The 25,839-nt window shown below is 34.6% G+C and carries 23 protein-coding genes; 17 read left to right on the forward strand and 6 right to left on the reverse strand.

Translation table 11 applies throughout. The features are described 5' to 3' along the window. The first annotated feature begins 88 nt into the window (after positions 1–88). The 3 genes from proC to ABID42_RS13855 all read left to right on the forward strand — a co-directional run bounded on the left by proC (position 89) and on the right by ABID42_RS13855 (position 5,475). A complete protein-coding gene (gene proC, locus ABID42_RS13845) occupies positions 89–889 on the forward strand; it encodes a pyrroline-5-carboxylate reductase (protein WP_323260383.1) in 801 nt (266 codons plus the stop codon). Positions 890–1,250: 361 nt separating this feature from the next. Further along, the gene (locus tag ABID42_RS13850) at positions 1,251–4,682 is read left to right on the forward strand and encodes a transglutaminase family protein (RefSeq protein WP_367284149.1); all 3,432 of its coding nucleotides are present in this window, start codon (positions 1,251–1,253) and stop codon (positions 4,680–4,682) included. Between the two features lie 100 nt (positions 4,683–4,782). Next, positions 4,783–5,475, forward strand: a complete 693-nt coding sequence (locus ABID42_RS13855; RefSeq protein ID WP_367284150.1) for an alpha/beta family hydrolase — start codon at positions 4,783–4,785, stop codon at positions 5,473–5,475. 81 nt (positions 5,476–5,556) lie between these two features. Here the strand turns inward: ABID42_RS13855 and ABID42_RS13860 are convergent, their stop codons facing one another. The 3 genes from ABID42_RS13860 to ABID42_RS13870 form a co-directional block, all read right to left on the reverse strand. Then, positions 5,557–7,095, reverse strand: a complete 1,539-nt coding sequence (locus ABID42_RS13860; protein WP_367284151.1) for a YifB family Mg chelatase-like AAA ATPase — start codon at positions 7,093–7,095, stop codon at positions 5,557–5,559. Between the two features lie 138 nt (positions 7,096–7,233). Further along, entirely contained in the window at positions 7,234–8,142 is a 909-nt protein-coding gene (locus ABID42_RS13865) for a S66 peptidase family protein (RefSeq protein ID WP_367284152.1), read from the reverse strand. 33 nt (positions 8,143–8,175) lie between these two features. Next, entirely contained in the window at positions 8,176–9,183 is a 1,008-nt protein-coding gene (locus ABID42_RS13870) for an ion channel (protein ID WP_367284153.1), read from the reverse strand. Positions 9,184–9,525: 342 nt separating this feature from the next. Here ABID42_RS13870 and ABID42_RS13875 point away from each other — a divergent pair, with 342 nt between their 5' ends. The 4 genes from ABID42_RS13875 (at position 9,526) to ABID42_RS13890 (ending at position 13,688) form a co-directional block, all read left to right on the forward strand. Then, a complete protein-coding gene (locus ABID42_RS13875; RefSeq protein WP_367284154.1) occupies positions 9,526–10,077 on the forward strand; it encodes a thioredoxin family protein in 552 nt (183 codons plus the stop codon). A 116-nt stretch (positions 10,078–10,193) separates the two neighbouring features. Then, positions 10,194–11,687, forward strand: coding sequence for a M20/M25/M40 family metallo-hydrolase (locus ABID42_RS13880; protein ID WP_323260369.1), 1,494 nt, complete (start codon positions 10,194–10,196; stop codon positions 11,685–11,687). A gap of 75 nt (positions 11,688–11,762) precedes the next feature. Further along, positions 11,763–13,088, forward strand: coding sequence for a cell division protein FtsZ (gene ftsZ / locus ABID42_RS13885; RefSeq protein ID WP_367284155.1), 1,326 nt, complete (start codon positions 11,763–11,765; stop codon positions 13,086–13,088). Positions 13,089–13,184: 96 nt separating this feature from the next. Then, positions 13,185–13,688 carry a hypothetical protein gene (locus tag ABID42_RS13890; RefSeq protein ID WP_323260365.1) on the forward strand — a complete coding sequence of 168 codons (504 nt, stop codon included), beginning with the start codon at positions 13,185–13,187 and terminating at the stop codon, positions 13,686–13,688. A 58-nt stretch (positions 13,689–13,746) separates the two neighbouring features. Here the strand turns inward: ABID42_RS13890 and ABID42_RS13895 are convergent, their stop codons facing one another. Further along, positions 13,747–14,073, reverse strand: a complete 327-nt coding sequence (locus ABID42_RS13895) for a DciA family protein (protein ID WP_323260363.1) — start codon at positions 14,071–14,073, stop codon at positions 13,747–13,749. Between the two features lie 104 nt (positions 14,074–14,177). On the opposite strand from ABID42_RS13895, the gene ABID42_RS13900 reads away from it, so the two are divergent. The 9 genes from ABID42_RS13900 to ABID42_RS13940 all read left to right on the forward strand — a co-directional run bounded on the left by ABID42_RS13900 (position 14,178) and on the right by ABID42_RS13940 (position 22,229). Further along, positions 14,178–14,573 (forward strand): hypothetical protein, encoded by a 396-nt coding sequence (locus ABID42_RS13900; RefSeq protein WP_367284156.1) that lies wholly within the window; start codon positions 14,178–14,180, stop codon positions 14,571–14,573. A 308-nt stretch (positions 14,574–14,881) separates the two neighbouring features. Further along, positions 14,882–15,721, forward strand: a complete 840-nt coding sequence (locus ABID42_RS13905; protein WP_323260360.1) for a MotA/TolQ/ExbB proton channel family protein — start codon at positions 14,882–14,884, stop codon at positions 15,719–15,721. Positions 15,722–15,798: 77 nt separating this feature from the next. Beyond that, positions 15,799–16,404 (forward strand): ExbD/TolR family protein, encoded by a 606-nt coding sequence (locus ABID42_RS13910; protein WP_323260358.1) that lies wholly within the window; start codon positions 15,799–15,801, stop codon positions 16,402–16,404. Positions 16,405–16,513: 109 nt separating this feature from the next. After that, positions 16,514–17,029 carry an ExbD/TolR family protein gene (locus tag ABID42_RS13915; protein ID WP_323260355.1) on the forward strand — a complete coding sequence of 172 codons (516 nt, stop codon included), beginning with the start codon at positions 16,514–16,516 and terminating at the stop codon, positions 17,027–17,029. 154 nt (positions 17,030–17,183) lie between these two features. Further along, entirely contained in the window at positions 17,184–18,020 is an 837-nt protein-coding gene (locus ABID42_RS13920) for an energy transducer TonB (protein WP_323260354.1), read from the forward strand. Positions 18,021–18,234: 214 nt separating this feature from the next. Then, the gene (locus tag ABID42_RS13925) at positions 18,235–18,486 is read left to right on the forward strand and encodes a hypothetical protein (protein ID WP_367284157.1); all 252 of its coding nucleotides are present in this window, start codon (positions 18,235–18,237) and stop codon (positions 18,484–18,486) included. A 38-nt stretch (positions 18,487–18,524) separates the two neighbouring features. After that, complete coding sequence (locus ABID42_RS13930) at positions 18,525–19,475, forward strand: PstS family phosphate ABC transporter substrate-binding protein (RefSeq protein WP_367284158.1); 951 nt, start codon at positions 18,525–18,527, stop codon at positions 19,473–19,475. A gap of 232 nt (positions 19,476–19,707) precedes the next feature. Next, positions 19,708–21,378, forward strand: a complete 1,671-nt coding sequence (locus ABID42_RS13935) for a tetratricopeptide repeat protein (protein ID WP_323260348.1) — start codon at positions 19,708–19,710, stop codon at positions 21,376–21,378. A gap of 80 nt (positions 21,379–21,458) precedes the next feature. After that, positions 21,459–22,229, forward strand: a complete 771-nt coding sequence (locus ABID42_RS13940) for an SDR family NAD(P)-dependent oxidoreductase (protein WP_367284159.1) — start codon at positions 21,459–21,461, stop codon at positions 22,227–22,229. Between the two features lie 23 nt (positions 22,230–22,252). Here the strand turns inward: ABID42_RS13940 and ABID42_RS13945 are convergent, their stop codons facing one another. Further along, positions 22,253–24,175 carry a RecQ family ATP-dependent DNA helicase gene (locus tag ABID42_RS13945; protein ID WP_367284160.1) on the reverse strand — a complete coding sequence of 641 codons (1,923 nt, stop codon included), beginning with the start codon at positions 24,173–24,175 and terminating at the stop codon, positions 22,253–22,255. A 54-nt stretch (positions 24,176–24,229) separates the two neighbouring features. Beyond that, entirely contained in the window at positions 24,230–24,757 is a 528-nt protein-coding gene (locus ABID42_RS13950) for an acyl-CoA thioesterase (protein ID WP_323260342.1), read from the reverse strand. 175 nt (positions 24,758–24,932) lie between these two features. On the opposite strand from ABID42_RS13950, the gene ABID42_RS13955 reads away from it, so the two are divergent. After that, positions 24,933–25,619, forward strand: coding sequence for a response regulator transcription factor (locus ABID42_RS13955; RefSeq protein ID WP_323260340.1), 687 nt, complete (start codon positions 24,933–24,935; stop codon positions 25,617–25,619). The last annotated feature ends 220 nt before the right edge of the window (positions 25,620–25,839 follow it).

Below are 25,839 nucleotides of genomic sequence, written 5' to 3' on the forward strand. Positions count from 1 at the left end.
TTTCATGTAATTTTGTTCTTCCAAACAATCAAAACAGAATGTTGAGTAATACTTCTCAGAAATTCTATCACACAATCAATTTTTTGAAATGAAAGTAGCCATCATCGGAGCAGGAAATATGGGAATGGCATTTGCCAAGTCGTTTATCCAGTATGATTTAGTCAAAAAAGAAGACCTTTTCCTTATCGAAAAAAATGCAGAACGTGCAGAAGCATTGCGTCTGGAAAAAGCAGGAGTAGTTATTGATACGATTTCTTCAAAAATCGGAGAATATGATTTAATCATTTTGTCGGTAAAGCCACAAGATTTCCCGTCTTTGCAAGAAGAATTGCGTGCCGTAATTCAGCCAAAACAATTGATATTAAGTATCATGGCTGGGATTTCTATTGAAAAAATAATCAGTACGCTCAATCATCCTTTGGTAGTGCGAGCAATGCCAAATACACCTGCTTTGTTGGGAATGGGAATGACAGCTTTCTCGGCAGCAGGAGATATTACTTTGAGTCAATTGAAAAAGATTGAAAACCTGATTAACTCGACTGGTAGAGCGGTTTTCTTGGAAGACGAAAGTCTTTTAGATGCAGTAACAGCCTTGAGTGGTAGTGGTCCAGCTTACTTTTTCTATTTAGTAAAAGCGATGATTGAAGCAGGAAAGCAAATGGGTTTTGAAGAGTCGATGTCTGCTTTGTTGGTAAAACAAACGATGTTGGGTTCATTCCATTTAATTAATAATGCAGAGAAAAGTTTAGATGAATTAATCAAAGCGGTGGCTTCAAAAGGAGGAACAACAGAAGCGGCTTTAAAACGTTTTGAAGAAGGACTTTTAGCACAAAATTTACAAGAAGGTATTTTTGCCGCACAAAAAAGAGCGACAGAATTATCGAAATAATTTTCAGATGTCGGATTTCAGATTTTTATACTTTGGAATCCGACTATTAATCTTTTGAAATAAAATCTACACCAATATAATACTTGCAATGTTTAATGTTATCTTCATATCTCTCACCTTATTTTACTACAGATTTTAACATAAATCAACATTTCAAGTCCAAATATTCAAGCCAAAGGGCAATAAGAAAAAGACAATATCCGAAATCGGAAAGTCAAAATCCATTCACAGCTTAATTACTTTTACTTTAAAATACACTATTTCAAGCAAAAATATAATTTTACAGTTATCCCCTTTATTTTGACGCTAATTTTCGCTTTTTTTACATAAATCATTAAACTAACGTTCAAATTCAATCTATATGTCGATAAAAGTTGCCATTTCTCACAAGACGAAATACAAGTTTGATAGAAGCGTCAGTCTATCGCCACACATTTTTAGATTACGTCCTGCTCCACATTCACGGACAGCAATTGAAGGATATTCGTTTAAAATTTTCCCTGAAAATCATTTTATCAATTGGCAACAAGACCCATTTGGGAATTATCAAGCCAGAGTGGTTTTTCCTGAGAAAACAACTGAATTACACGTAGAGGTTGAGGTAATTGCCAAATTGCAGGTAATTAACCCTTTTGATTTTTTTGTAGAAGAGTACGCTGAAAAATTTCCTTTTCAATACGATGACCAACTAAAAAGAGAATTAGGTCCATACTTTGAAAAAAGAGAAGCTGGTGAAAAATTACTCAACTGGGTTGAAAACAATAAAGTTTATACAGACATTAATACGGTTGATTTTTTAGTACACCTCAATCAAAGAGTATTTAATGATTTACAATATAATATCCGTATGGAAACGGGGGTACAAAGTTGTGAAGAGACCCTTACCATTAAAAGTGGCTCATGCCGAGATTCATCTTGGTTATTAGTCCAAATTTTAAGACAACACGGTATTGCAGCAAGATTTGTATCAGGCTATTTGGTACAACTTACTTCAGATATAAAATCTTTAGATGGTCCTTCTGGTCCAGCAGCAGATTTTACAGATTTACACGCTTGGGTAGAAGCTTATGTACCGGGTGCTGGTTGGATTGGACTAGACCCTACTTCTGGGCTTTTCGCTGGTGAAGGACATATTCCTTTATCATGTACGCCAGATTACGTAAGTGCGGCTCCAGTAACAGGCGCAACAGATGTTTGTAATGTTACTTTTGAATTTGATAATCATGTAACCAGAATTCATGAAGACCCAAGAGTAACCAAACCCTATACCGACGAGCAGTGGAGTAATATCATGCAAGTGGGTTACGATGTTGAAAAAGATTTACAAGAAGGCGACGTCCGAATGACGATGGGTGGCGAGCCTACTTTTGTTTCAGTTGATGATTATGAATCTCCAGAATGGAATTCAACTGCTGATGGAACATTAAAACGTAAATTGGCGTATGATTTAGCTTTAAGATTAAAAAATCGTTTTGCTCATGGTGGTTTATTGCACTTCGGACAAGGAAAATGGTATCCGGGTGAATTAATTCCACGATGGCAATATGCGCTTTATTGGAGAAAAGACGGACAAACTATCTGGAAAAATGATGCTTTGGTAGCAAAAGAAAACGACCAAAAGTTTACTTTTCATGATGCCGAGAAATTTACGATTGAACTTACAAAATACTTAGGAATCAATACCAACAATATTATTCCAGCTTATGAAGACCCTATTTATTGGGCTTTAGAAGAAGGGAAAATTCCTGTCAATATCGACCCGCTTAAAGTAAATTTAAAAGATTCTGTTGAAAGACGTACTCTTGCAAAACTTCTTGAAAAAGGCTTAAACAATCCAACAGGCTTTGTTTTTCCTTTGAAATGGGCTAAAGAAACCGATACTTGGACAAGCTGTGCATGGACTTTCAGAAGAAACCATTGTTATCTGATTCCGGGGAATTCTCCTATTGGTTATCGTCTGCCATTAGATTCATTACCTGCACTTTCTGACGATAGAAAAGAGTTTCCGGCAGAGCGTAGCCCTTTTGAAGATTTACCAGCATTAGGTGATTTTAGTCAGGTTGTTGAAAAACGTTATGGAACGATTGCTCCAGACTACGAGCTTCCGCCTGCTAAAAAGAAAGTTGTTGACGAAGATGAAAAAGGTGATAAGAAGAAAGAAGAAGGTAACGAAAAGCAAATCATTTTCGAGATTCCTACTTTTACAACAGCGCTGACGATTGAAGAAAGAGAAGGGATTATCTATGCTTTCTTACCTCCAACCGAATATTTAGAGCATTATTTAGATTTAATTGCTTGTATCGAAGCAACTTCAGAAAAGCTTCAAATACCAATTCGAATTGAAGGTTATCCTCCTCCATCGGATTATCGTTTAGAGAAACTCAACGTTACGCCTGACCCCGGTGTAATTGAAGTAAATATTCATCCAGCGAAAAACTGGCAGGAATTAGTGGATAACATCAGTGCCTTGTACGAAGAAGCTTTCTTTTCTCGATTAGGTACTGAAAAATTCATGGTTGATGGCAAGCACACAGGAACTGGTGGCGGAAACCACGTAACCATTGGCGGAGCAAAACCAGAAGACAGCCCAATTTTACGTCGTCCAGATTTGTTGCGAAGTTTGATTACTTATTGGCAACATCACCCAGTACTAAGTTATTTATTTTCTGGACCATTTATCGGACCAACCAGTCAAGCTCCACGATTTGACGAAGGTAGAGAAGAGAGATTGTATGAAATGGAAATTGCTTTCGACCAAATTCCAGAAGGTGAAAATGTGCCGTTTTGGATGGTTGATAGAATTTTCAGAAACCTTTTGGTGGACGTTACAGGAAATACACATCGTACAGAATTCTGTATTGATAAAATGTATTCGCCAGATTCATCAACAGGTCGTTTGGGAATTTTAGAGTTCCGTGGTTTTGATATGCCTCCTCATAAACACATGAGTTTGGTTCAAAACTTATTAATTAGAGCTTTGATTGCTAAATTCTGGAAAGAACCATACAAGAAAAAATTGATTCGTTGGGGTACAGAATTGCATGATCGTTTCCTTTTACCGCATTATGCTTACTTAGATATGCTTGATGTGGTGAATGATTTGAAAGATGCAGGCTATAATTTCGATATTTCATGGTTTGATGCCTTCTTTGAATTCCGTTTCCCTTATTACGGCGGTATTACTGTTGACAATACTCAACTAGAAATCCGTTCAGGCATTGAGCCTTGGCACGTTTTGGGAGAAGAATTATCGAATGCAGGAACAGCAAGATTTGTGGATTCTTCATTAGAAAAAATTCAAGTAAAAGTAACGGGGTTCATTGAAGGGCGTCATATTTTAACTTGTAATGGATGTAGAGTACCATTAAGAAGTACAGGCGTAAAAAGCGAATTTGTAGCAGGCGTTCGTTACAAAGCTTGGAATCCACCTTCGGCATTGCATCCAACCATCGGAGCAGATGCACCTTTGGTTTTTGACATTTTAGATACTTGGAATAATAAAGTAATTGGCGGTTGTACTTATTTTGTATCGCATCCGGGCGGTAGAAGTTTCGATACTTATCCAATTAACAGTTACGAAGCAGAATCAAGAATGATTAGCCGTTTCTGGGGTTTTGGACATACACCAGATGCACCCGAAACACAAGATGCTGCGCCAATCAGAAATACGCCAACGATTTCGAGATTTGTGGCAGAAAACAAAAAAGAATTAAAAGCAGATACGCCAATAGAAGTAGTCAATCCAGAGTATCCAAATACTTTAGATTTAAGAAAATATTGGAAGAGAAGATAAACAAACAATACGATTTGTATTTCTGAGTAAATAATAAAATATTTGGGTAAGGTTTTCGGAGTTAATCCAAAAATCTTACCCATTTTTATTATTAATACCAATGTCAAAAAAGTCAAAGAATAGAGTATTTTTATTTGCCGGTCGTGACGATTGGCAAAAAGACACTGGACTAAATCATGTTTTAGTAAATTATTCTAAAAAGAAAAATTATAAGATTGTTTGGGAAGATCCTGCTGGAGGTTTTACTTACAAACTTCGCTTAATTGAAAGTCATTTTAAAAATATTCCTTCCATCATCAAAAAGCTAAATCTTAGGCTGTCTCAGATTCTTTACGCACTCATACATTGGAATTATTTTATTTATTTGTATGAACAAATCTCTAATCGAAAAGAAAAAGATTTAGTAAAACTGCGTTGTAAAAAATTAAAGAAAAGAATTCAAGAACTAAGTGTTGAAAACGAAGTAGTCATCATTTCAAGGTCTTCGGGAGGAAGAGTATCTTCTTTAATTGCGGATGAATTAAAAATCAAACATATCATTTGTTTAGGTTATCCTTTCCAGAATCCAGATAATGGCGTTGAGCCAGAAAGGTATCTACATTTAGAACATCTAAAAACACCCATGTTAATTATTCAAGGGATTGATGATGAATATGGAGGTAGTGAAATCAAAGAAAAGTATAAATTTAGCTCCAATATTGGTTTATACTTTGTTGATGCTGACCACAGTTTTAATGTTGATGCCAATACTTGGAATGAAATCTATCACCAAATTGACAACGCTATTGGATAGTTTAATACAAATATTTCATAATCATTAACGATGAAATACGAATGATTGATGAAATGAAAAAAGAACATTAAATCATCATCATCATCCCGCCCAATTCTCTCTATCCAAGCTTCTATATTGTATGGCTTCGGCAAGGTGTTCTGTGCGAATATCTTCTGTGCCTGCTAAATCAGAAATCGTGCGGGCTACTCTTAAAATTCTGTCGTAAGCTCGTGCAGATAATTGTAATCTTTCCATCGCTCTTTTCAATAAAGCTACGCCTGCTGTACTGATTTCGCAGACTTCTTTTACCATTTGCGAAGGCATCATAGCGTTAGAGTAAATCGCAGGATGGTCTTTAAAACGAATTGTTTGTATTTCTCTGGCTTTTATTACTCTTTCCCGAATATCCGCTGAACTTTCAGATTTTCTGTTGGATGATAATTGTTCAAATTTTACGGGCGTTACTTCTACGTGCAAGTCGATTCTATCTAATAAAGGTCCTGAAATTTTGTTGAGATACTTCTGCACTACGCCCGGACCGCAAACACATTCTTTTTCAGGATGATTGTAATAACCACATGGACAAGGGTTCATCGAAGCAATCAGCATAAAACTTGACGGAAACTCAACCGCCCATCTTGCTCTTGAAATAGATACTTTTCTTTCTTCCAAAGGCTGACGCATTACTTCTAAGGCTGAACGCTTGAATTCTGGTAATTCATCCAAAAACAATACGCCATTATGCGCTAATGATATTTCTCCGGGTTGTGGATTACCTCCTCCACCTACTAAAGCCGCATCTGAAATGGTATGATGCGGAGAACGATAAGGGCGAGTCGAAATCAAACTTGCCTTTGTTCCTAGTTTCCCTGCTACAGAATGTATTTTGGTAGTTTCTAAAGCTTCTTGTAAAGACAATGGAGGCAGTATTGACGGAATTCTTTTGGCTAACATGGTTTTGCCAGCACCGGGCGGACCAATCATAATGGCATTGTGACCACCAGCTGCCGCAATTTCTAAAGCTCTTTTGATGTTTTCTTGTCCCTGAACATGAGAAAAATCTGCGTCATAATCGTTCTGAGAATTAAAGAAAATATCACGAGTATCAGTAACGAGTGGCTCTATTTTGAGTGTCCCTTTTAAGAAATCGACAGCTTCTTCTAAAGTATTTACCCCGATAATATCTAAATTATTAACAATAGAAGCTTCAGAAGCATTTTCTGTAGGAAGAATAAAACCTTTTAAGCCTTTTTTACGGGCTTCAATCGCAATTGGTAATACCCCTTTTATCGGACGTAAAGCACCATCTAAGGCTAATTCCCCCATGATTACGTAGTCTTCAAGGCTTTTCAAATTAGCTTGTCCAGAAGCATGAATAATCCCTAAAGCAATTGGTAAATCATAAGCAGAACCTTCCTTCCGAATATCAGCAGGAGCAAGGTTTACAACGACTTTGGTACGAGGAAAGAAAAAACCTGTTTGTTTAATAGCAGATTCTACCCGATGAGTAGATTCTTTGACAGCTCCGTCGGGAAGCCCGACGATAAAGAAATGCTGTCCTTGTCCTTCACTCACTTCAACAGTGATAATGGTAGCATCAACACCATGAACGGCACTACCGAAGGTTTTTGCAAGCATAGATTTTTGTGTTTATGGTGCTTGGTTTGAACAAAATAACAAGAAACAAAGATAAGATAGATTTATAAAAAAGACTAAAGTCTTTGTATAGAATACAATAATTGATTGTATCTATTTTTACAATGAAATATCTTCATATTATTTTAAACCTTCACTCAACCAAACACCATTTTCTTCAACGCTTAAACTTACTTCTCTTCCACAAGGCAATGCCCAATTTTCAGGTTCATGTCCAACAGGAAAACCATAACAAACAGGGAAATTATATGCTGCCACAGCATCTTGAATAATTTCATTAGCATTTTTTCCGAACTGTACTTCATTGTCTTCTAAATCAGAAAAATGTCCTACAATCAAACCTGCTAAAGATTGTAATTTTCCAGCACGTTTCAATTGAATCATCATGCGGTCGATAGAGTATAAGTATTCGCCGACGTCTTCTAAAAATAAGATTTTTCCATCAGTATCAACATCTGAGTTTGAGCCTATGATATGAGTAAGTATAGCAAGATTTCCGCCCACTAATTGTCCTTTGGCAATTCCTTTTCTATTTAATGAATGTGCGGGAATATTATAATTTACACCTTCTCCGAAAAGTACTTTTCTAAGTGTTTCTAAAGCAAACTCTCCGCCATCTTGCATAAATAATTTTAGCATGGTCGAGTGAATACTTTCAATACCAAGCGTGTGAATATGACAAAGTACTGCCGTAATATCTGAAAAACCAGTAATCCATTTTGGGTTTTGGATGAAGTTTGTGAAATCAATTGTATCTAATAATCGTGAACTTCCATATCCACCTCTTGCAGAAATGATAGCTTTAATGTTTGGGTTGTCCAACATTAATTGAAAATCGTTAGCACGAATTTCATCTGTTCCAGCAAATTGATGATACTTGCTCGTTAGCGAAGTTCCCAATACTACGTTTAATCCCCAAATATTTTCGATTACTTCAATGGCAGGTTTTATTAAATCAAAATCTACTTTACAGGCTAATGCTACTAAGCCAACGGTGTCTCCTTTTTGTAATGCTTTTGGTTGAATCATTTTAATGATAAAAGAGTATTGCTGAAAAACTCTCTAATTTTTTGTTTCGTGATGAGGATGATACTCGCTACTTAATGGTACTTCTTGAATATCGGATAATTTTCGCAAGTCCAAAGTTACTACTCCAGCACCGGGAACATCGCTAAACATTGGAAGAAATTTTGCACCCATTACTACTTCTCGTGCATGAAATGAAGTCCGAGAATTCACAGTTTGGTTATAAGTTTCTTCTGTGGCTTTTAACAAAACCAAAAACTCGGCATCGCTTGCTAGTAAATCATCTTGCGTTAAACCAAAAAGTGGACTTTCATCTGTAATTGGATGAACGATTGTCCAATTGGCAGGAAAAAAATTTACTTTACTTCTTTCCAGTTTCAGTCCGTAATATCGTCTTACAGTTTTACTATCACTTTGCTTTTTGAGCATCGATACAGCCAATTCTACCTGAATGTCGATTAATTGTCTATCTTGTTCATTTACAATCCTAAACATAAAGCCAGTAATATCCAAATAAGGCGCAATAACGGCTTTGTCGGAGTATAAAACTCTAGCAACTGGTCTTGAAAAACGTCCGTACAATAAACTGGTAGCCAAGGCAAAAATCAATAACCCTAATAACGATTCAATGGCGGCGATGGTACTTGCGCCAAAACCAATAGGGGCGATTCTTCCATAACCTACCGTAGTGAGTGTTTGGGAAGAAAAGAAAAAGGCATCCATAAAACCAGAGCCTTTTGTCGATAAATCAACGCCTTGCAGGTGTTCAATGCCAACAGCTTGATAAAGACAAGCGAAAATAAAATTTAGGATTAAGTAAAAGGCAACAATGAGTGTGAAAAAACGTTTCCAAGAACAAATAATTAACTCATTGAAAATATTATAACGTCCCCAAAAATTACCACCAATTCGTTTAACATTGAAACTGCCATCACGATTTAATAAGCGAGTATCAGGGTCTGTGATTTGAGTCCCAAAGCCCAAATCGTTGCGTTTTTCTTCTGCCTCAACAAGTTTACTTTTTTTGTGTCGAAGTATAGCCATGAATTTTTTTGAAGTCAATAACGGTTAAAGATAATTATTGAAAGTAAAACAGTTGACCGTTTACTCAAAAATCTTTGTAAGGAAAACAAACCTTTTGTAAATTGCTAACGTATAGCAAAGATGTTTTTCGGACTAAAGAATTGTTTATAAAAAGCTTTTGAAGGATGAAATGCTATTTACAAGAAATTATATTTGGCATTATCTTGAAAAGTGTTAGAATGAAAATTACTTTATCTAATTATCTTTGTAAATAGGGATGCTATTTTCTCCAGTATTTTTGAATTGCAACACTTTGTTGGCTCATTTTAATATTCAATTTTTTAGATTATTGTGCTAAGAATCATGAAAAACATATTTGTAACATTATTTTTTTGTCTGATGGCTTTTGTGGGAAAAGCACAAGTAACAGCAGCTAAACCAGCTAAAGCTAAAATCAATTGGATGACTTTGGAACAAGCTTTTGCTGCAACAGAAAAAGAACCACGAAAAATTTTAGTAGATGTATATACTGGCTGGTGTGGTTGGTGCAAAGTGATGGACCAAAAAACATTTACAGACGAAAAAGTAGTAGAGTTCGTCAATCAAAAATATTATGCAGTAAAATTGGATGCCGAAATGAAAGATACTCTTAGAATTGGCAAACAACAATATATTTGGGAGAATGGCTATAACCAAGCAGGAGTAGCACTTTTACAAGGCAAAATGAGCTTTCCGACGATTGTATATTTGGACGAAAAATTCAATATGATTCAACCTGTGGCGGGTTATCAAGAAGCCAAACAGTTTCATCAAGTAATTACTTTTTTTGGAGACGACCACTATCGTAAAGGCGATTGGGACAAGTATCAAAAAGAAATATATCCTAAACAGTACGTTGTAGAGAACAAGCAGTAAGCCAATGCGAAAAGTATTGCTGAAATAATTAAGGTTTATTCTTATTTTTAATATTTAGAGTTTGTCGAGTTTTTTTGTAAATTCCCTTATTATTTCTTATTTCACAACAAACCAAAATGAAAATAAACCTTTACTTTTTTTTAATTTTAATACTTATTACTTCAACAGCTGCATTCAGTCCATTAGTGGATGAAGACGAAGAATTAATTGAAACCTTCAAGCAAATTAATGATGAAGTATTAGCCAACAGTCGTGCTTACGAAACTTTGGGAGATGCCTGCAAAACAATTGGACACCGTCTTACGGGAAGTTCAAACGGAAAAAAAGCAGAAGAATATACTTATAATTTGCTGAAATCGTATGGTTTCAAAGATGTAAAGTATCAGCCATTTCAAGTAGAAGCTTGGTCGAGAGATACCGTTACCTTATCAATCGCTCCAAAGAAAAGTGACAATTTTCAAGATGTAGAAGTAGTATCTTTAGCAATGACACCCGTTGAAGCAAAAGTTACTGCGGAATTGGTAGATGTTGGTAATGGATTAGAACCAGATTTTCAAGCAGTAAAAGAACAGCTTCCTGGCAAAATCGCTTTAGTGAATCTTGGATTATTAGCACCTTTTAAAGGTACTCGTAATTTGCATCGTTCAGAAAAAACAGCCCTAGCCATGCAATATGGTGCGGCAGGAGTAATTTTTGTGAATACTGTAAAAGGAAATGTACTATTAACAGGTACAGCTTCGGTTACAGGTAGTTTAATTGCGATTCCTGCGGTTTGTGTTTCTTTAGAAAGTGGCATCAGAATCCGTTCTTGGATGAGCGAACAACCCAATTTGATGGGAGTAATTGATATGAAGAACTTTAGTAAAATGATTAAAGCTCGTAATGTGATTGCAACTATCAAAGGAGATAACAAAAAATACCGTGATGAGAAAATCGTAATTGGCGGTCATCTTGATTCATGGGATTTAGCTACTGGTGCATTGGATAATGGGATTGGTTCATTTTCTATTTTAGATATTGCTCGTGCTTTCAAAGCCTTGAATTTGAAATCTAAAAGAACGATTGAATTTGTGATGTTCATGGGTGAAGAAGAAGGACTATTGGGTTCAAAAGCGATGATTGAAAAAAGTAAAAGGAATAATTCGCTAGAGAAAGTAGCCTTTATGTTTAATCTGGATATGGCGAATAACGCTAACGGATTCAACACATCAGGTAGGGAAGAAATGGTAGCATTGTTTACTAAAATAGGAGAGTACATGAAAAAGGCTTCTCCAGAATATAAAAACAATGTAATCAATCAAGCGGGGCTTCATTCAGACCATCAAAGTTTTATGTTGGAAGGTATTCCAACGGCTTCGCCAATTGGTGGAATTTCGCCAGATGCAGTAGGATGTTATCATGCCAATTGTGACCGTTTTGATTTAATCAACAAAAATGAAATGGTAAATACTGTAAGATATACAGCGATGATGTTGTACGGAATTGCCAATGTTGATAAAATTCCAGCAAAGAAATTAGACTTTTACTCGACTAGAGATTTTTTCATAAAACAAAACCTTAGAAAAGAATTAGAACTTGGTAGAGAATGGAAATGGGGAACTGAAGAATAATGTATTTACGATATTCTGAAACATTCAACCGACTGTTCGCTAATTGGTTAATCCTTAATTAATGATTTAAATAATATGGATTTTTTTGAACATAATATTGAAATTTCATCTGATACAAAAGACAATATCATTAAAGTGATTGGAGTCGGCGGAGGAGGAAGTAATGCTGTTCGTCACATGTACGAAATGGGGATTGATGACGTAGATTTTGTTGTTTGTAATACCGATTTACAGGCGCTGAATGATAACACTGTTCCTGTAAAATTACAATTAGGCGAAATCTTAACAGAAGGACTTGGAGCCGGTACAGAACCAGAACAAGGACGATTGGCAGCATTAGAAAGTGAAGCGCAAATAAAAGCACTTCTTCAACCAAGTACCAGAATGGTTTTTATTACTGCTGGTATGGGTGGAGGAACTGGTACAGGTGCTGCACCAGAAATTGCTAGAATTGCTAAAGAATTAGATATTCTAACAGTTGCTATCGTAACGGCTCCGTATTCATGGGAAGGAACTGAAAAAATTGAAGCGGCTAATCGTGGAATTGCAGAATTACAACGTACTTGTGATACTGTTTTGGTTGTTCTGAATGATAAGTTGCTAGAAATATACGAAGATTTAAACATCTTGGAAGCCTTTGAACATGCAGATGATGTATTGGCAAATGCGGCGAAGTCGGTAGCGGAAGTAATTACAAAATCTGGTAAAATCAATGCTGACTTTAAAGATGTTAAGAAAGTATTGAGTAATGCTGGTCAAGCTGTAATGAGTACAGCTACAGCGAAAGGTCCAAACAGAGCAAAAGAAGTAATCGAAAAAGCCCTTGATTCACCATTATTGAATAATCGTGATATTAAAGGCGCAAAACGTATTCTTGTTACAATTGCTACCAGTGAGCAAAAAGTAATGGCGGTAAAAGAACAAACGGCTATTACTGCACATATCATGGAAGCCATCGGAAATTCTCCTGCTGGATTCAAACTCGGTTTTATCATTGATAATAATCTTGGGGATGATATGAGTATCACAGTGATTGCAGCGGGCTTTGATTTACCTGATGGACCTGTCCGTACTCCTATAAAACAAGGGTTAAATGGGAATCATGCCAAAAAAGGTTTGAAAGAGCCTGTAACCTTGCAAATTTCAAAAGTTGAGGAAGAGGAAGAAGTGTACGAAGAAGAAGAAGAGGAGGTAATTGAAGAGGAAAAACAAGCTATAAAACATGTTTTCCCACCTCGTGAAGATGATACACCAAGACTTCGTAAAATGATTGACGATTTCTCGAATAAAATGCCAACAGATATTGAAGATTACGACACGCCAGCTTTTCAGCGTTATAATGTTAAATTGTTAGATATTTCTGAAATATTAGAACTTGATTATCAGACACATTCATTATAATTGTAATTGATAGATTTTAACATACCAATCCCGCAAGCGCCAATTCTTGTGGGATTTTTATTAAACAGTATTTCAATTTTCACAATAGATAAATCAATGAAAAAAATCTTGTTATTATTGCTTACTTGTTTTGTGTTTGTAAATGTTCAGGCTCAGGACAAAATAAAAGAGCTCACAGAAGAAAGAGAAATCTTGTATCAGAAATATAAAGAATCAGAAAATTTGTCAACAGGGCTTTTTGGCAATCGTTCAAAAGATGATATGCAAAAAACCATAGAGGCTTTAACCGAAATTATTGATAAAGACAACGAAATTCTCAACGAGTACAAAAGCATTCAATCAAATGCTACTGCTGCTTTTACTGATAAGTATAACCAATTGATTCAAGAGAATAATGATTTAACACAAAAGAATCATGATTTGGTAGAATTGACAGAAAGACACAAAGGCTTTTCAAAAGAGAATCATCAGATGTTGGAAGAAATTGAGAAGTACCAAGGTTTGTATATCGCCTTGTTGGGATTTTCGGTGTTGCTGGCAATCATCTATATCATCAAATATTTTAGTTTGAAAAGTAAATTGAAGAATTCAGAGAAGTAGTGTTTAGCTATCCGAAAATGGCTTTTTCATACTATGTTTTGTGTTCTTACAAATCACCTCAGAGAAAGACCACATCCTGAATAATTTTCTCTCCAACTTCTTTATTGATTAGTTCGATAATTTTATTTTTTGCCATCAATAATTCATTTCGAAGTGGAGCAGAATCTAATTGAATAAATAATTTTCCATCATTAATATAGATTTGTGTGGTTCGAGAAGCAATTGGCGAACCCATAATTTTTTCCCAATAAGCTACAATATATGTTTCGTTAAATTTAGAACGGATTTTATATAGCTCAAGCATATCTTCGATAGCATCCTTCAACGAGGACGTACCTGTCTTTCTACGAGCATTTTCTTTATTATATTGATATACTTTCGACATGACTTTACTGCAACTGAAACTTGATGAGTGCCAAAGTTAAGAGATTTTGTTATTGTAAGTGCCAATAAATTAAACCTTAGCCATTAAATTAATAATACAACCGAATGTCTAATCTTTTTTTATATATCCAAGTACGTAATAATCGGAATAATATTACCTACAATAATGAGTCGATTGATTTTGTCAAGAAAACAAAACCATCAGTTATTGTTTATGATATTGATAACCACTCTGATAATTTAACGTTTCATTATGCCAACAGCTTGATAAAAGAAGCTGAGAAAGTACTTGTATTTTTTGATTTAGAAGAAGGAGCAAGTCTGAAACAAATGATGGCATTGCTTAACAATTTATTAGACAAACCCGATAGCCTAAAGCTTCTGATAAAAGGAAACAATGAGCGATTAGAAAAAACAATAAGTATTTTAGACTATCAGAAAATCAAAGAAAATACTCATGAAATTGGCATCCTAGAAACAATCCTTAGGGAGTTTTTATGAAAAAAATACATTCATTGAAAAGTTATATACATTCATTGAAAAGTCAAATTCTTGAAATAATACTGCAAATGTCTTTCAAAATGCTTGTATTTATTGTTATAGTACAATACATAGGTTTTGTTGAATATTTTTTTTAAAAAAACTTCATACAGAAGGTATCATAATTAAAAGAATTTTGTGTTAGTTTTGTCATTACCTAAAACAAGATATTTCAAAAGAATCTTTTGCGTTTAGGTTATTTTCATTATTTTTATTTTAAAAATCACCTAAAACTGTTTTTTAACTTAAACCCAAAAATTACCAAACTAATGAGTACACAAGCAAAAACTCCAGCTGCTAAACCAGCAGCACCAGCTCAAAAAAAATCAGGCGGCATTTCAGCAGGCTTGGTTATTGTAATTCTTTTTGTTATTGCACAGTTATTTTTCCGTTTTGTGATGGGAGATGGTTCACGTTTTGAAGGCGGAACTAACGAAGGTCACCCACACCAAGGAGATTTTTTAGCTCTTGCATTTAAAGGTGGTGATATTGTACCAATCCTTTTAACTTGTTTCTTAACAGCTTTAACATTCTCTATCGAGCGTCTTATCACAATCAGTAAAGCTAAAGGAAGCGGTGATGTTAACGCATTTGTTCGTAAAATTCAAGCTCTTCTTGACAAAGACGATACTGAAGCAGCATTGAAAGAGTGTGACAAACAAAAAGGTTCAGTAGGAAACGTTACTTTAGCTGCTGTTAAAAAATACAAGCAGTTAACAAGTGATGGTTCTTTGGACAAAGAACAAAAATTAGCAGCTCTTAGCAAAGAAGTTGAAGAAGCTACTTCATTGGAATTGCCAATGTTAGAGAAAAACTTAACTATCATTGCTACGTTAGCTTCAGTTTCTACGCTAATCGGTCTTTTAGGAACAGTAGTTGGTATGATTAAAGCGTTCTCGGCTTTAGGTAACTCAGGAGGTTCAACTGACTCAACTGCATTGGCAAATGGTATCTCTGAAGCCCTAATCAATACGGCATTAGGTATCGGTACATCTGCAGTTTGTATTATCGCTTATAACTTCTTTACGTCTAAAATTGACGAATTAACTTATAGCGTTGATGAAATTGGTTTAAGTATCAACCAAAACTATGCAACTCACCATAATTAATAGTTATTGTGTTAAGCGCTAAGTGTTATAGGTTTATTACTATGACGCTATCTAATAACTTATAACTAAACAAGATTATGCCAAAAGTTAAAGCAAAACGACAAAGTGTTTCTCTAGACATGACAGCGATGTGCGATGTGGCGTTCTTGTTACTTACTTTCTTCATGCTTACTGCAAAGTTTAAACCTGAAGAAGCCGTAACAATCGTTCCACCGTCATCTATTTCAGAGAAAACAATAACTGGCGAAAAAGGAATCCTTACTATATCAGTTAGTACTGAAGGTGGTATTTTTTTAGGAACAGACGATAAAGCTGCAAAGGATTATATGTTGGAAAGAATGGCAAACCGCCTTTCTGTACCAGTTTCTGCTGAAATGAAGAAGAATTATGATGCTTCAGAAATCGTAGGATATCCAGCAGGTGCAATGCGTCAAATCTTAGGAATGAAACCTTCTGATGCAAAAGCAAAAGGGCTTTTGAAAGGAATTCCTTGTGATTCAGCCAATAATGAACTTTTCCTTTGGGTTAGTTATGCAAAAATTTCTAATCCAGGATTAAAGGTAGCTATTAAAGGTGATGCTAATTCAAACTATAAAGTATTCAACCAAGTAGTTGGTACTTTACAGGAACAGAATATTAACACATTCCAATTGGTTACATCTCCTGAAGGTAGACCTCAATAGATTTTATTTAGTTGTACTCAGTAGTTTTAACCCTGCCTCTCTTTGAAAGGCAGGGTCTTATAAAACCCATCTGAGTATCATTAACTACCAACAATTAAACCCCAATACAATGGCAGAAATAAGTCAAGACGGTGGGGGCAAAAAAGGCGGTAAGAAACGCAGTAAAAAAGCGTCAACCAAAATTGACATGACTCCCATGGTAGATTTGGGTTTCTTATTGATTACCTTTTTTATGTTAACCACGACGTTAGCAAAGCCCGTAGTAATGCAGTTGAATATGCCTGATAAAACAGAGAAGGAAGAAAAATCAGAAGTTAAAATGTCTGAAACCTTAACTGTGATGCCTGATGCCGAGAAAGTATATTACTATCAAGGTTTACCGACAGAAGCATCAACTCAACTTCAGAAAACAAATTATTCTAAAGACGGAATTAGAACCGTTTTATTCGACTATAAAAGACGAGTAGGTGATAATTTTACGATTGTGATTAAAGCAACAAAAGGAGCTAAGTATAAGAATATGGTAGATTTGCTTGATGAATGTGCTATCACTAGCAATAAGCGTTATGCAATTCTTGAAATTGATCCAGATTCTGAAAAACTAATCAAAAAATCAGGTCTTTAATAAAAATTAGAATAAAACTAAAAAAATAGTTCAAAGTATTTTGAAAACTAAATTAATAGTTTTATCTTAGTTCAATGAATATTTAATTTGATGGTTTTCTATATTTGAAATTCATTCAAGTTGAAAAACATTAACAGTATTAACATCAGAAATTATGTCAAACGTAATAAGCCAAAATGCAACGTTGGATGACATTATTTTTAAGAATAAGAACAAAGAATATGGTGCTTATATCTTAAGAAAATCTTATCCGAAAGTGGTTTCACGTTCTCTGATAATTGGTATAGCTTCGGTTTCTTCTCTTTTTGCATTATCATTTATTTATAATAAAATCAATGAACAATTAGCAAAAGCAAAAACTGAGGTAACTGCTGAAGTAATGAAAATTGATCAGCCACCACCAGAGAATAAAACACCACCACCACCACCACCACCACCACCGCCGCCACCACCAAAAGAATTACCAAAGGTGACGACAACGAAATTCTTACCTCCTGAAATCAAAAAAGATGAAGAGGTAACAAAACCAGAACCACCTCCTGAAGAGGTAAAAGGTAACACTGCTTCTGAAACTGTAAAAGGAGAAACCGAAGATGCTGGACCTCCAGTAGATCCGGATGCAAGAGGTACAGCTCCTGAAGCACCAGTTGAACCACCAAAACCGAAAGAAGAAGAAATCTTTACGGCGGTAGAACAACAAGCAGAATTTCCAGGTGGTATGGGTGCTTTTGGTAAATTCTTACAGAAAAACTTGAAATACCCAGCTGCCGCTCAGCGTGCAAACGTTTCTGGTAAAGTATATATTCAATTCGTTGTAAATACTGATGGTAGTATCCAAAACGTAGATGTACTTAAATCAGTAGGTTTTGGTTGCGATGAAGAAGCTGTTAGAGTAATTAAATCAGTACCGAAATGGACTCCAGGTAAACAGTCTGGTCGTGCAGTTCGTTCTAGATTTACAGTACCAATTAGCTTTGTGCTTTCTGAATAGTTTCTATTCTTGAGCATTAAGGAAACAATGAAAACCTGTCAGCAATCTGACAGGTTTCATTTTTCAAAGGGAATCAGTTTTTGTTTTTTATTTCGTTATGTATGTAAAGATAAAGTATGAGACATCAATGATGGTACTTAAATAAGAGCTATACTTTCAATGAAATACCTCATTCTTTACTTATACATAATAATTCATATCTCAATCTAAAAAAATGCCTAGCAGAATTTTTGTGCTTGTTAATGTATTAATGGCTCTTTCTTACTCAGTAATTGGAGCGCTTTTGATACTTTATCCAGAATCAGCTTTTTCACAAATGATGTTACCTTCTCCGTTGTATGCTTACGCTTTGGGGGCATTACTTTTATTGTATGGTATTTTTAGAGCATGGCGAGTGTATATCAAAATGAATGAGGACAATGATGAGGGAGAAGATAAGTACTCGCATTATGAAGATAAACATTAAGTTAATTTGAAATAAAGCAATAAACAATCACAAAAACCATGAAAACTCTATTAAATCTACCTTGTTGTATTCTGTTGGCAATCACAGTATTTTCTTGCGGAAGAAGTACTGATAAGGATGGAAAAGAACTAGACACACCTGCTAAAGGAGAAATTACTGTAGCCGTAGATGAATCTTTTCGCCCAATTATTGAAGCGGAAAAAATGGCTTTTCAAGAAACGTTTCCTTATACTAAAATCAATTTAGTATTTAAACCAGAAGGAGAAGCTGTAGCAATGTTATTAAATGACAAAGCGAGGGTTGCTGTAATTACAAGAGAATTAAACGAAACGGAAAAGAAAGTATATACTGACGATAAAATCACTTACAGAAGTTTCAAATTTGCTGGTGATGCTTTGGCATTAATTACCAATAAAGAAAATCGAGATTCAACGATTACTGTTCAAGAACTTGAAGCAATCATGAAAGGAGAAAAAAAGAAATGGTCTGAAATTGGTAAAGGTGGTTCTAGCGAAGATATAGTACTAGTTTTTGATGGAACAAGTTCAAGTAACCTTACTTTTTTAGTAGAGAAATTTGGAATAAATAAGAATGATAAAGTATCGTTTTTTGCTGCAAAATCAAACGAACAAGTAATTGATTATGTTAAATCGCATAAAAATGCGATGGGAGTTATCGGTACAAACTGGATTAGTGATGGAGATGATCCAGCATCTTTGGGTTTTATTAGAGAAATAAATGTAATGTCAGTTGCTGAAAAAGCTAGTACAAACCCGGAAGATTATTATCAACCATTTGGTTATAACCTTGCTTTAAAAAGATATCCACTCATCCGCCAGATTAAGTTAATATTAAAAGAACCTTATATGGGGCTTGGAACAGGATTTATTAATTATATGTGTCTTGAACAAGGACAATTAATTGTTTTAAAAGGTGGGCTTTTACCACTTACGAAACCACTTCAGATAAGACAAGTAAAGACAAATTAGGCTGATTGGCATAGTTTTTTATCGAAATATTTAAAAGGTAATCCTTAATTTTTAATAGAAGTATTTAAAAATGCTTCAATGCGAATAAAATTTTGACTTATTGTAACAATTTTTTAATTTAATTTTTTGTTTTGTTCCAAATTCAGAAGATATTTTGGAAATTTGTGTAAGAAAAAGAATTACCTGATTTTATATACTTATTTTAATTACTTACAACTAAAACATTAAAAAAATGGAAGTAAAGATTAAATCTCTGTTGGTGGCTGCAAGTTTGTTGTTTGCCGTTGCGGTAAATGGACAAACGGTTCAGCAAGGCTTAGCGCAGTTGGACGGAGACCAGCCAAATAAAGCGAAAGCAACATTTACCGCATTATTAGCTGCTAATAATACGGGTGAAAATTTATATTATTTAGGATATGCTCATTTGCGTGCAGGTGAATTAGATGAAGCAAAAGCTACTTTTGAAAAAGGTATCGCTGCTGAACCTAAACAACCTTTAAATGCTGTAGGTTTGGCTACTTTGATGTTGGCTAAAAAAGATGGTGCTGGTGCAAAAGCTGCTTTTGATAAAATTTTGGCTGATACCAAAATGAAAAATGCAGAAGTAATGTTCCGTATTGCTGAAGCTTACACAATGTACGAGGAAACAAATGACCCAGGTGAAGCAATCCGTTTGATTGATTTGATCACAGAAAAGACTAAAAAGCCTTTAACTGCTGATATGCAAATCGTAAAAGGAGATGCGTTTTTATTGAAAAACGATGGCGGTCCAGCGGCTTCTGCTTATGAACAATCTATCTTAGTTAATAAAACTGCAAAAGCTTATGTAAGATTAGGAGTTGTTTATTTAAGAGGTAAAAATTACCAATATACAGTAAACAATTACCAAAGTGCTTATGAAACTGATTCTTCTTTTGCTCCTTACTACAAAAGAATGGGTGAATACTATATCATTTTCAACCGTTATAAAGAATCATCTAAGTTCTTTAGAAAATACGTAGAAAGAGCAGAAGCTACTCCCGCAATCTTATTATCAACAGCTAAATTATTGTTCTTAGCGAAAGATTATGAAGGAGCGATGCAGTTTACAACACAAGCTGAGGCTGGTGGAGCAAAAGATAATGATATCTTCAGAATGAAAGGTTATTCTAATATTGAATTAGGAAATCCACAATTAGGGATAGAAAACCTAGAGCAAATGGTAAAAGCGGGTGTTAAGCCTTATTACTTGGATAATGTTTATTTCGGTAAAGGATACCAAGGCTTAAAGCAAGATTCATTAGCAATTGAATACTTTTTGAAAGCTGCTCCAGAAGATACCATCAATAACCATTATGCTTCAATCTACACGATTGTGTATGGTCAGAAAAAATATGCTAAAGCAGCTGATTATGCTTTAAAATCAATTGAATGGAAGCAAAAGAAGAAAGCTCCAATGGCAAGTGCTGATTTTTACAACGCAGCTATGGCTCTTTACTTTACAACAGCTTATACGCCAAGAGAAGATACATTGGCTAGATATAACATCGGTATGAAAGCTGATACAATGTTTGCTAATGCTATTGCTATTAACGACAAATTTGCGCCATTCTATTTATTCCGTGCTAGAACTAACAACTACGTGGATTATACTGGAACAAAATGGTTAGCGGTACCACATTATGAGAAATTCTTGGGTGTTGCAGATCCAGCAAAAGCAAACAAAGAGCAATTGTACGAAGCTTATAGATATTTAGTGGGTTATCATGCAAACGTAACAAAAGATACAGCCAAAATTCAAGAGTTTGTAGATAAAGCTGTTGCTATTAAGCCTGAAGATCCAGATAAATTAAAGGAATTTTTAGCGCCAACTACTCCTGCTACACCAGCAGTGACTACTCCAGCTAAAACGCCGAAAAAATAAAATATTAAAATTTGTTTGATTCAAGGCCCTGCCATTTGGTAGGGCTTTGTTAATTTTGGGGTATTCTAAAAAACAAAATAATGTACGCACTAATCACAGGAGCCAGTAAAGGAATCGGAAAAGAGATAGCCATAGAATTGGCAAAACAAAAATATAATTTATTACTTGTTGCTAGGTCGGAAGGTTTACTTCGTGAAGTAGCCATTGAGCTTCAAGAAAAATACGGGGTAAAGGTAGATTACTTAGCGGTAGATTTAGCTGCGGTTGATGTTGCCAGACAAGTGTTTGACTGGGTTGCCAAAAATCAATATGAGGTATCGGTTTTAGTCAATAATGCTGGTTATGGCTCTGTAGGCAATTTTGATACTTATTCTATTGAACAAAATAGAGATATGATGAACCTAAACATGGCGACTTTAACTGAAATGTGCCATGTGTTTTTACCAATGCTCAAGCGCCAGTCTAAGGCCTATATCATGAACATTGCTAGTTCAACAGCTTATCAAGCTTTGCCCAAAATGGCAGTTTATGCAGCAACGAAAATTTATGTTCTGAATTTCTCAAGAGCTTTAAAACATGAATTAACAGATACTTCTGTATCTGTTACTTGTATTAGTCCGGGCGCAACAGATACTGGTTTTAATGATAGAGCTGCTGTACCTGCCAAAGCGAGAAAAGCAGCTGAAAAAGTAGCAATGACGCCAGAAGTAGTTGCAAAGATTTCCGTAAAAGCGATGTTTGATAAGAAAACAGAAGTAATTCCTGGCATAGTGAATAAATTAGGAGCTTTCTTAGCTTGGCTTGCACCAAAATCTATTACTGAAAATGTAGCAGCTGGAATTTATCAATAAATATCATTGAAGCTTTCAGACATTTATGTACCTGAAAGCTTTAATTTTCCTTCCGAATCATAAGACAACTCTTCATCTGCAATCATTTCTCGAATAATATTTTTCAATAATGCTTGATTGGCTGGTTGCATAATCTGAATAATTAACTGCAAAGTCATGGCTCCGTTCGCTAAAAGCTGTTTGATTTTTTGTTGATTACTTTTTACAGGCTCATCATCCTCAATTGTTTGCTTACTTTGCTTTTTTTGTTTCAAGCAATTATCACAAATTCCACAAGTATCATCTGTTTGCTCATCAAAGTACTCCAATAAAAGCTGTGTTCGACATCTTTTTTCATGACTTACATAATGTCCAACTGATTTAGCTTTTTGTAAGGATTTTTCTTTACGGTAATTAATTTCTTGTACTTGAAGCGGCAAATTTTTAGCATCGAATCTTGTTGTTAAAAATGTTACTTGTGGTTTATCTTTCTGTTTATCGTAAATAATTAAATCAAATTTTTCTAAACTCGAAAGTATCATTTCCACATCTTTTATCGGAACAGAATACGCTTTGGCAATATTTACTTCTGAAATCGTCAAAAAAGTACTGAATAATTCTCCGCCATACATTCTTAAAACCAATTTAATGAAGGAATCATATTTCGGATTTCTTAGCTGAAAATCATACAATTGTCGATTATCAACCTTTAACGTAATTTTAGAAGAACTATGAAACGAATCTGAAAGCTGAATAAATCCTTCATTTTCCAGAATTTTCAAAGCAAAATAAGTATCAGTAGGAGGTAAGTCAAACCTTTTTTGAAATTCCACTAAATCAAAATCAAAACTTGAAAACTCTCCAGAACCAACAGCCAACTGAAAGAAATTCCCCAAACACTGATATACTTTTCTCACTAATTCAATGGGTGGATAATTCTGCTGAATGTTTTTTGCTAAATTTTCAACATCAACTTGATTGAAAAGTGCCACAGCGTATGCTTTTTCGCCATCTCGTCCAGCACGACCAGCTTCTTGATAATAAGCTTCTAAAGTATCTGGTAAATCTAAATGAATAACCGTTCTTACATCTGGTTTGTCGATGCCCATTCCAAATGCGTTTGTAGCAACGATAACCCTTACTTGATTTTTAATCCAATTTGCTTGTCTTTTACTTCGTTCATCTGCACTTAATCCTGCATGATAAAATGTTGTTGTAATATTATTTTTATTCAATAAATCTGATACTTCTTGAGTTCTTCGTCGATTTCGTACATAAATAACTGATGAGCCTTGTACGTTTTGAAGTATTTTAATGAGGCGACTTTCTTTGTCTTCTTCCTTAAAAGCGGAGTATGATAAATTTTCACGGGCAAAACTTTGCTGAAAAATAGCAGGTGAATTCATCTCTAAACGAGTTTGAATTTCTTCTTTTACTTCTTTGGTAGCAGTAGCAGTAAGTGCAATAAGTGGAACGTTCGGAATTATTTTCCTGAATTCAGCGATTTTCATGTAGGGAGGTCTGAAATCATGGCCCCATTGCGAGATACAATGTGCTTCGTCAACAGCCAAAAGATTTACTTTCATCTGTTTTACTCTTTCTATGAAAATTGTAGTTTGTAAGCGTTCTGGCGAGACATATAAAAACTTTACATCGCCATAAATACAATTATCTAAAGCAATATCAATTTGATTTTTGTGCATTCCCGAAAAAATACCAATGGCAGAAATCCCTCTTCGCTTTAGTTGTTCTACTTGATCTTGAATTAAAGCAATCAATGGTGAAACTACGATACAAATGCCCTCATTCATCAAAGCGGGTACTTGAAAACACAAAGATTTTCCACCACCAGTTGGCATCAATGCCAAAGTGTCTCGTCCATCAATTACAGAACGAATGATTTCTGCTTGTAATGGACGAAAATAATCATAACCCCAATGCTGTTTTAATACTTCTTGAGCTAACATAGGTAACCAACAGATTTTCTTTATAAATATTGAAATGTGTAGAGCAGAAAAGCCTTAAATAAATGTTCCCGCCAATAATTCTTGTTTGATAGTTTTAATTCTTGAATTCAGATTAATGTGTTCAAAGTCGATTCCTTCTACGCAAATTGCGTTCAAAAAATTATGTACTTCTGGCTGATGTGCTGTTTTCTTGCCTGTAATGACATCAATATATTTTGAGGTTGTCCAAAGTACGGCTTTTAAATGTGTGCAATTTTCATCCGTCATTACAAACTCAGTCACCAAAGTATCTTCATTAAAATAGATAGCCGATGAAATAATGCCAATTCTTTCACTTACTTTGGCTGAACTAACATAAGCAATTTGATGATTGTACACCACCCAAGACGTTTTGTTATGTTCAAAATAGTCATTGTAATCAAATTCATAAATAGTTGCTACTTGGTCTTCACGAGCATTGAAGAAATAATCGAAGTATTTGGCATTGTTCAAATGTTTCAAAGGGTCACAATCTTGAAACCTTACAACTGCTTTTGAATATAATTTTTTAGGATATTGTTTATTTGGATTTAACGAGAACATACTTTTCCTGTTTAATAGCCAGTCTTTTGTGGAATGACTTTTTTATTTGAATAATTACCTACAAAAGTAGCAATTCGCTACGAATTGTAAATATTGGCTAAAACAAGTACATTAGCAACACAATATTTTTTAATACACTTCATTCATAAAGGAAGATAATCTTATAATCAAACGAATGACAAAAATATTACTAGTCGAAGACGACGATAGCTTAGGTTTTGTAGTAAAAGACAATCTAGAACAAGAAGGATACACCATCGACCTTCAAACGGATGGAAAAGCTGGACAACGAGCTTTTCAAAATAACCAATATGATATTTGCATTTTCGACGTAATGCTTCCAGAAATGGATGGTTTTTCGCTTGCTGAATTTGTAAGAGCTACAGGAAGTGATGTGCCAATTATTTTCTTAACGGCTAAATCACTAAAAGAAGATAGAATCAAGGGCTTGAAATTAGGTGCAGATGATTATCTAACCAAACCATTTAGTATTGAAGAATTGGTTTTAAGAATAGAAGCAATTCTTAAAAGAACTGGAAAGAAAACTGGACAAACGATAAATCAAGGACTTCAACTAATTGGAAAATATACTTTTGATATAAAGAATCTGAAATTGTTTTTTGAAAACGAAGTACAAGACCTTACTCATCGAGAAGCAGACTTATTGGCATTTCTAATCAATCATAAGAATGAAACTCAGTCAAGAGATAAAATCTTAATTGCAATTTGGGGAGATGACGATTATTTTAAAGGTAGAAGCCTTGATGTATTCATTACTCGTTTAAGAAAGTATCTTAATAAGGACTCAAATGTCAAACTAACCAATGTTCATGGAGTAGGTTTTCGATTAGATGTATTATAAGTATCCATTTTTAGGATAGATTTTTTTATAAATTATAATAAATTCGGTCAATCATATTAACAATGGTTGATCGAATTTTTATTTAAAATGTAGGTTTTATTAAATGGTTGAAAAAAAGTTTAAAATTTTTTCGTTATTTATTGTGTGCAATAATGTATTGATATTAAGTTATTTACGGATTATTTTAAAAAAAGTTTTAAAAAACTTTTGGAAGAAGTTT

The sequence above is a fragment of the Arcicella rosea genome, from assembly GCF_040543805.1.
Taxonomy (GTDB): Bacteria; Bacteroidota; Bacteroidia; order Cytophagales; family Spirosomataceae; genus Arcicella; species Arcicella rosea.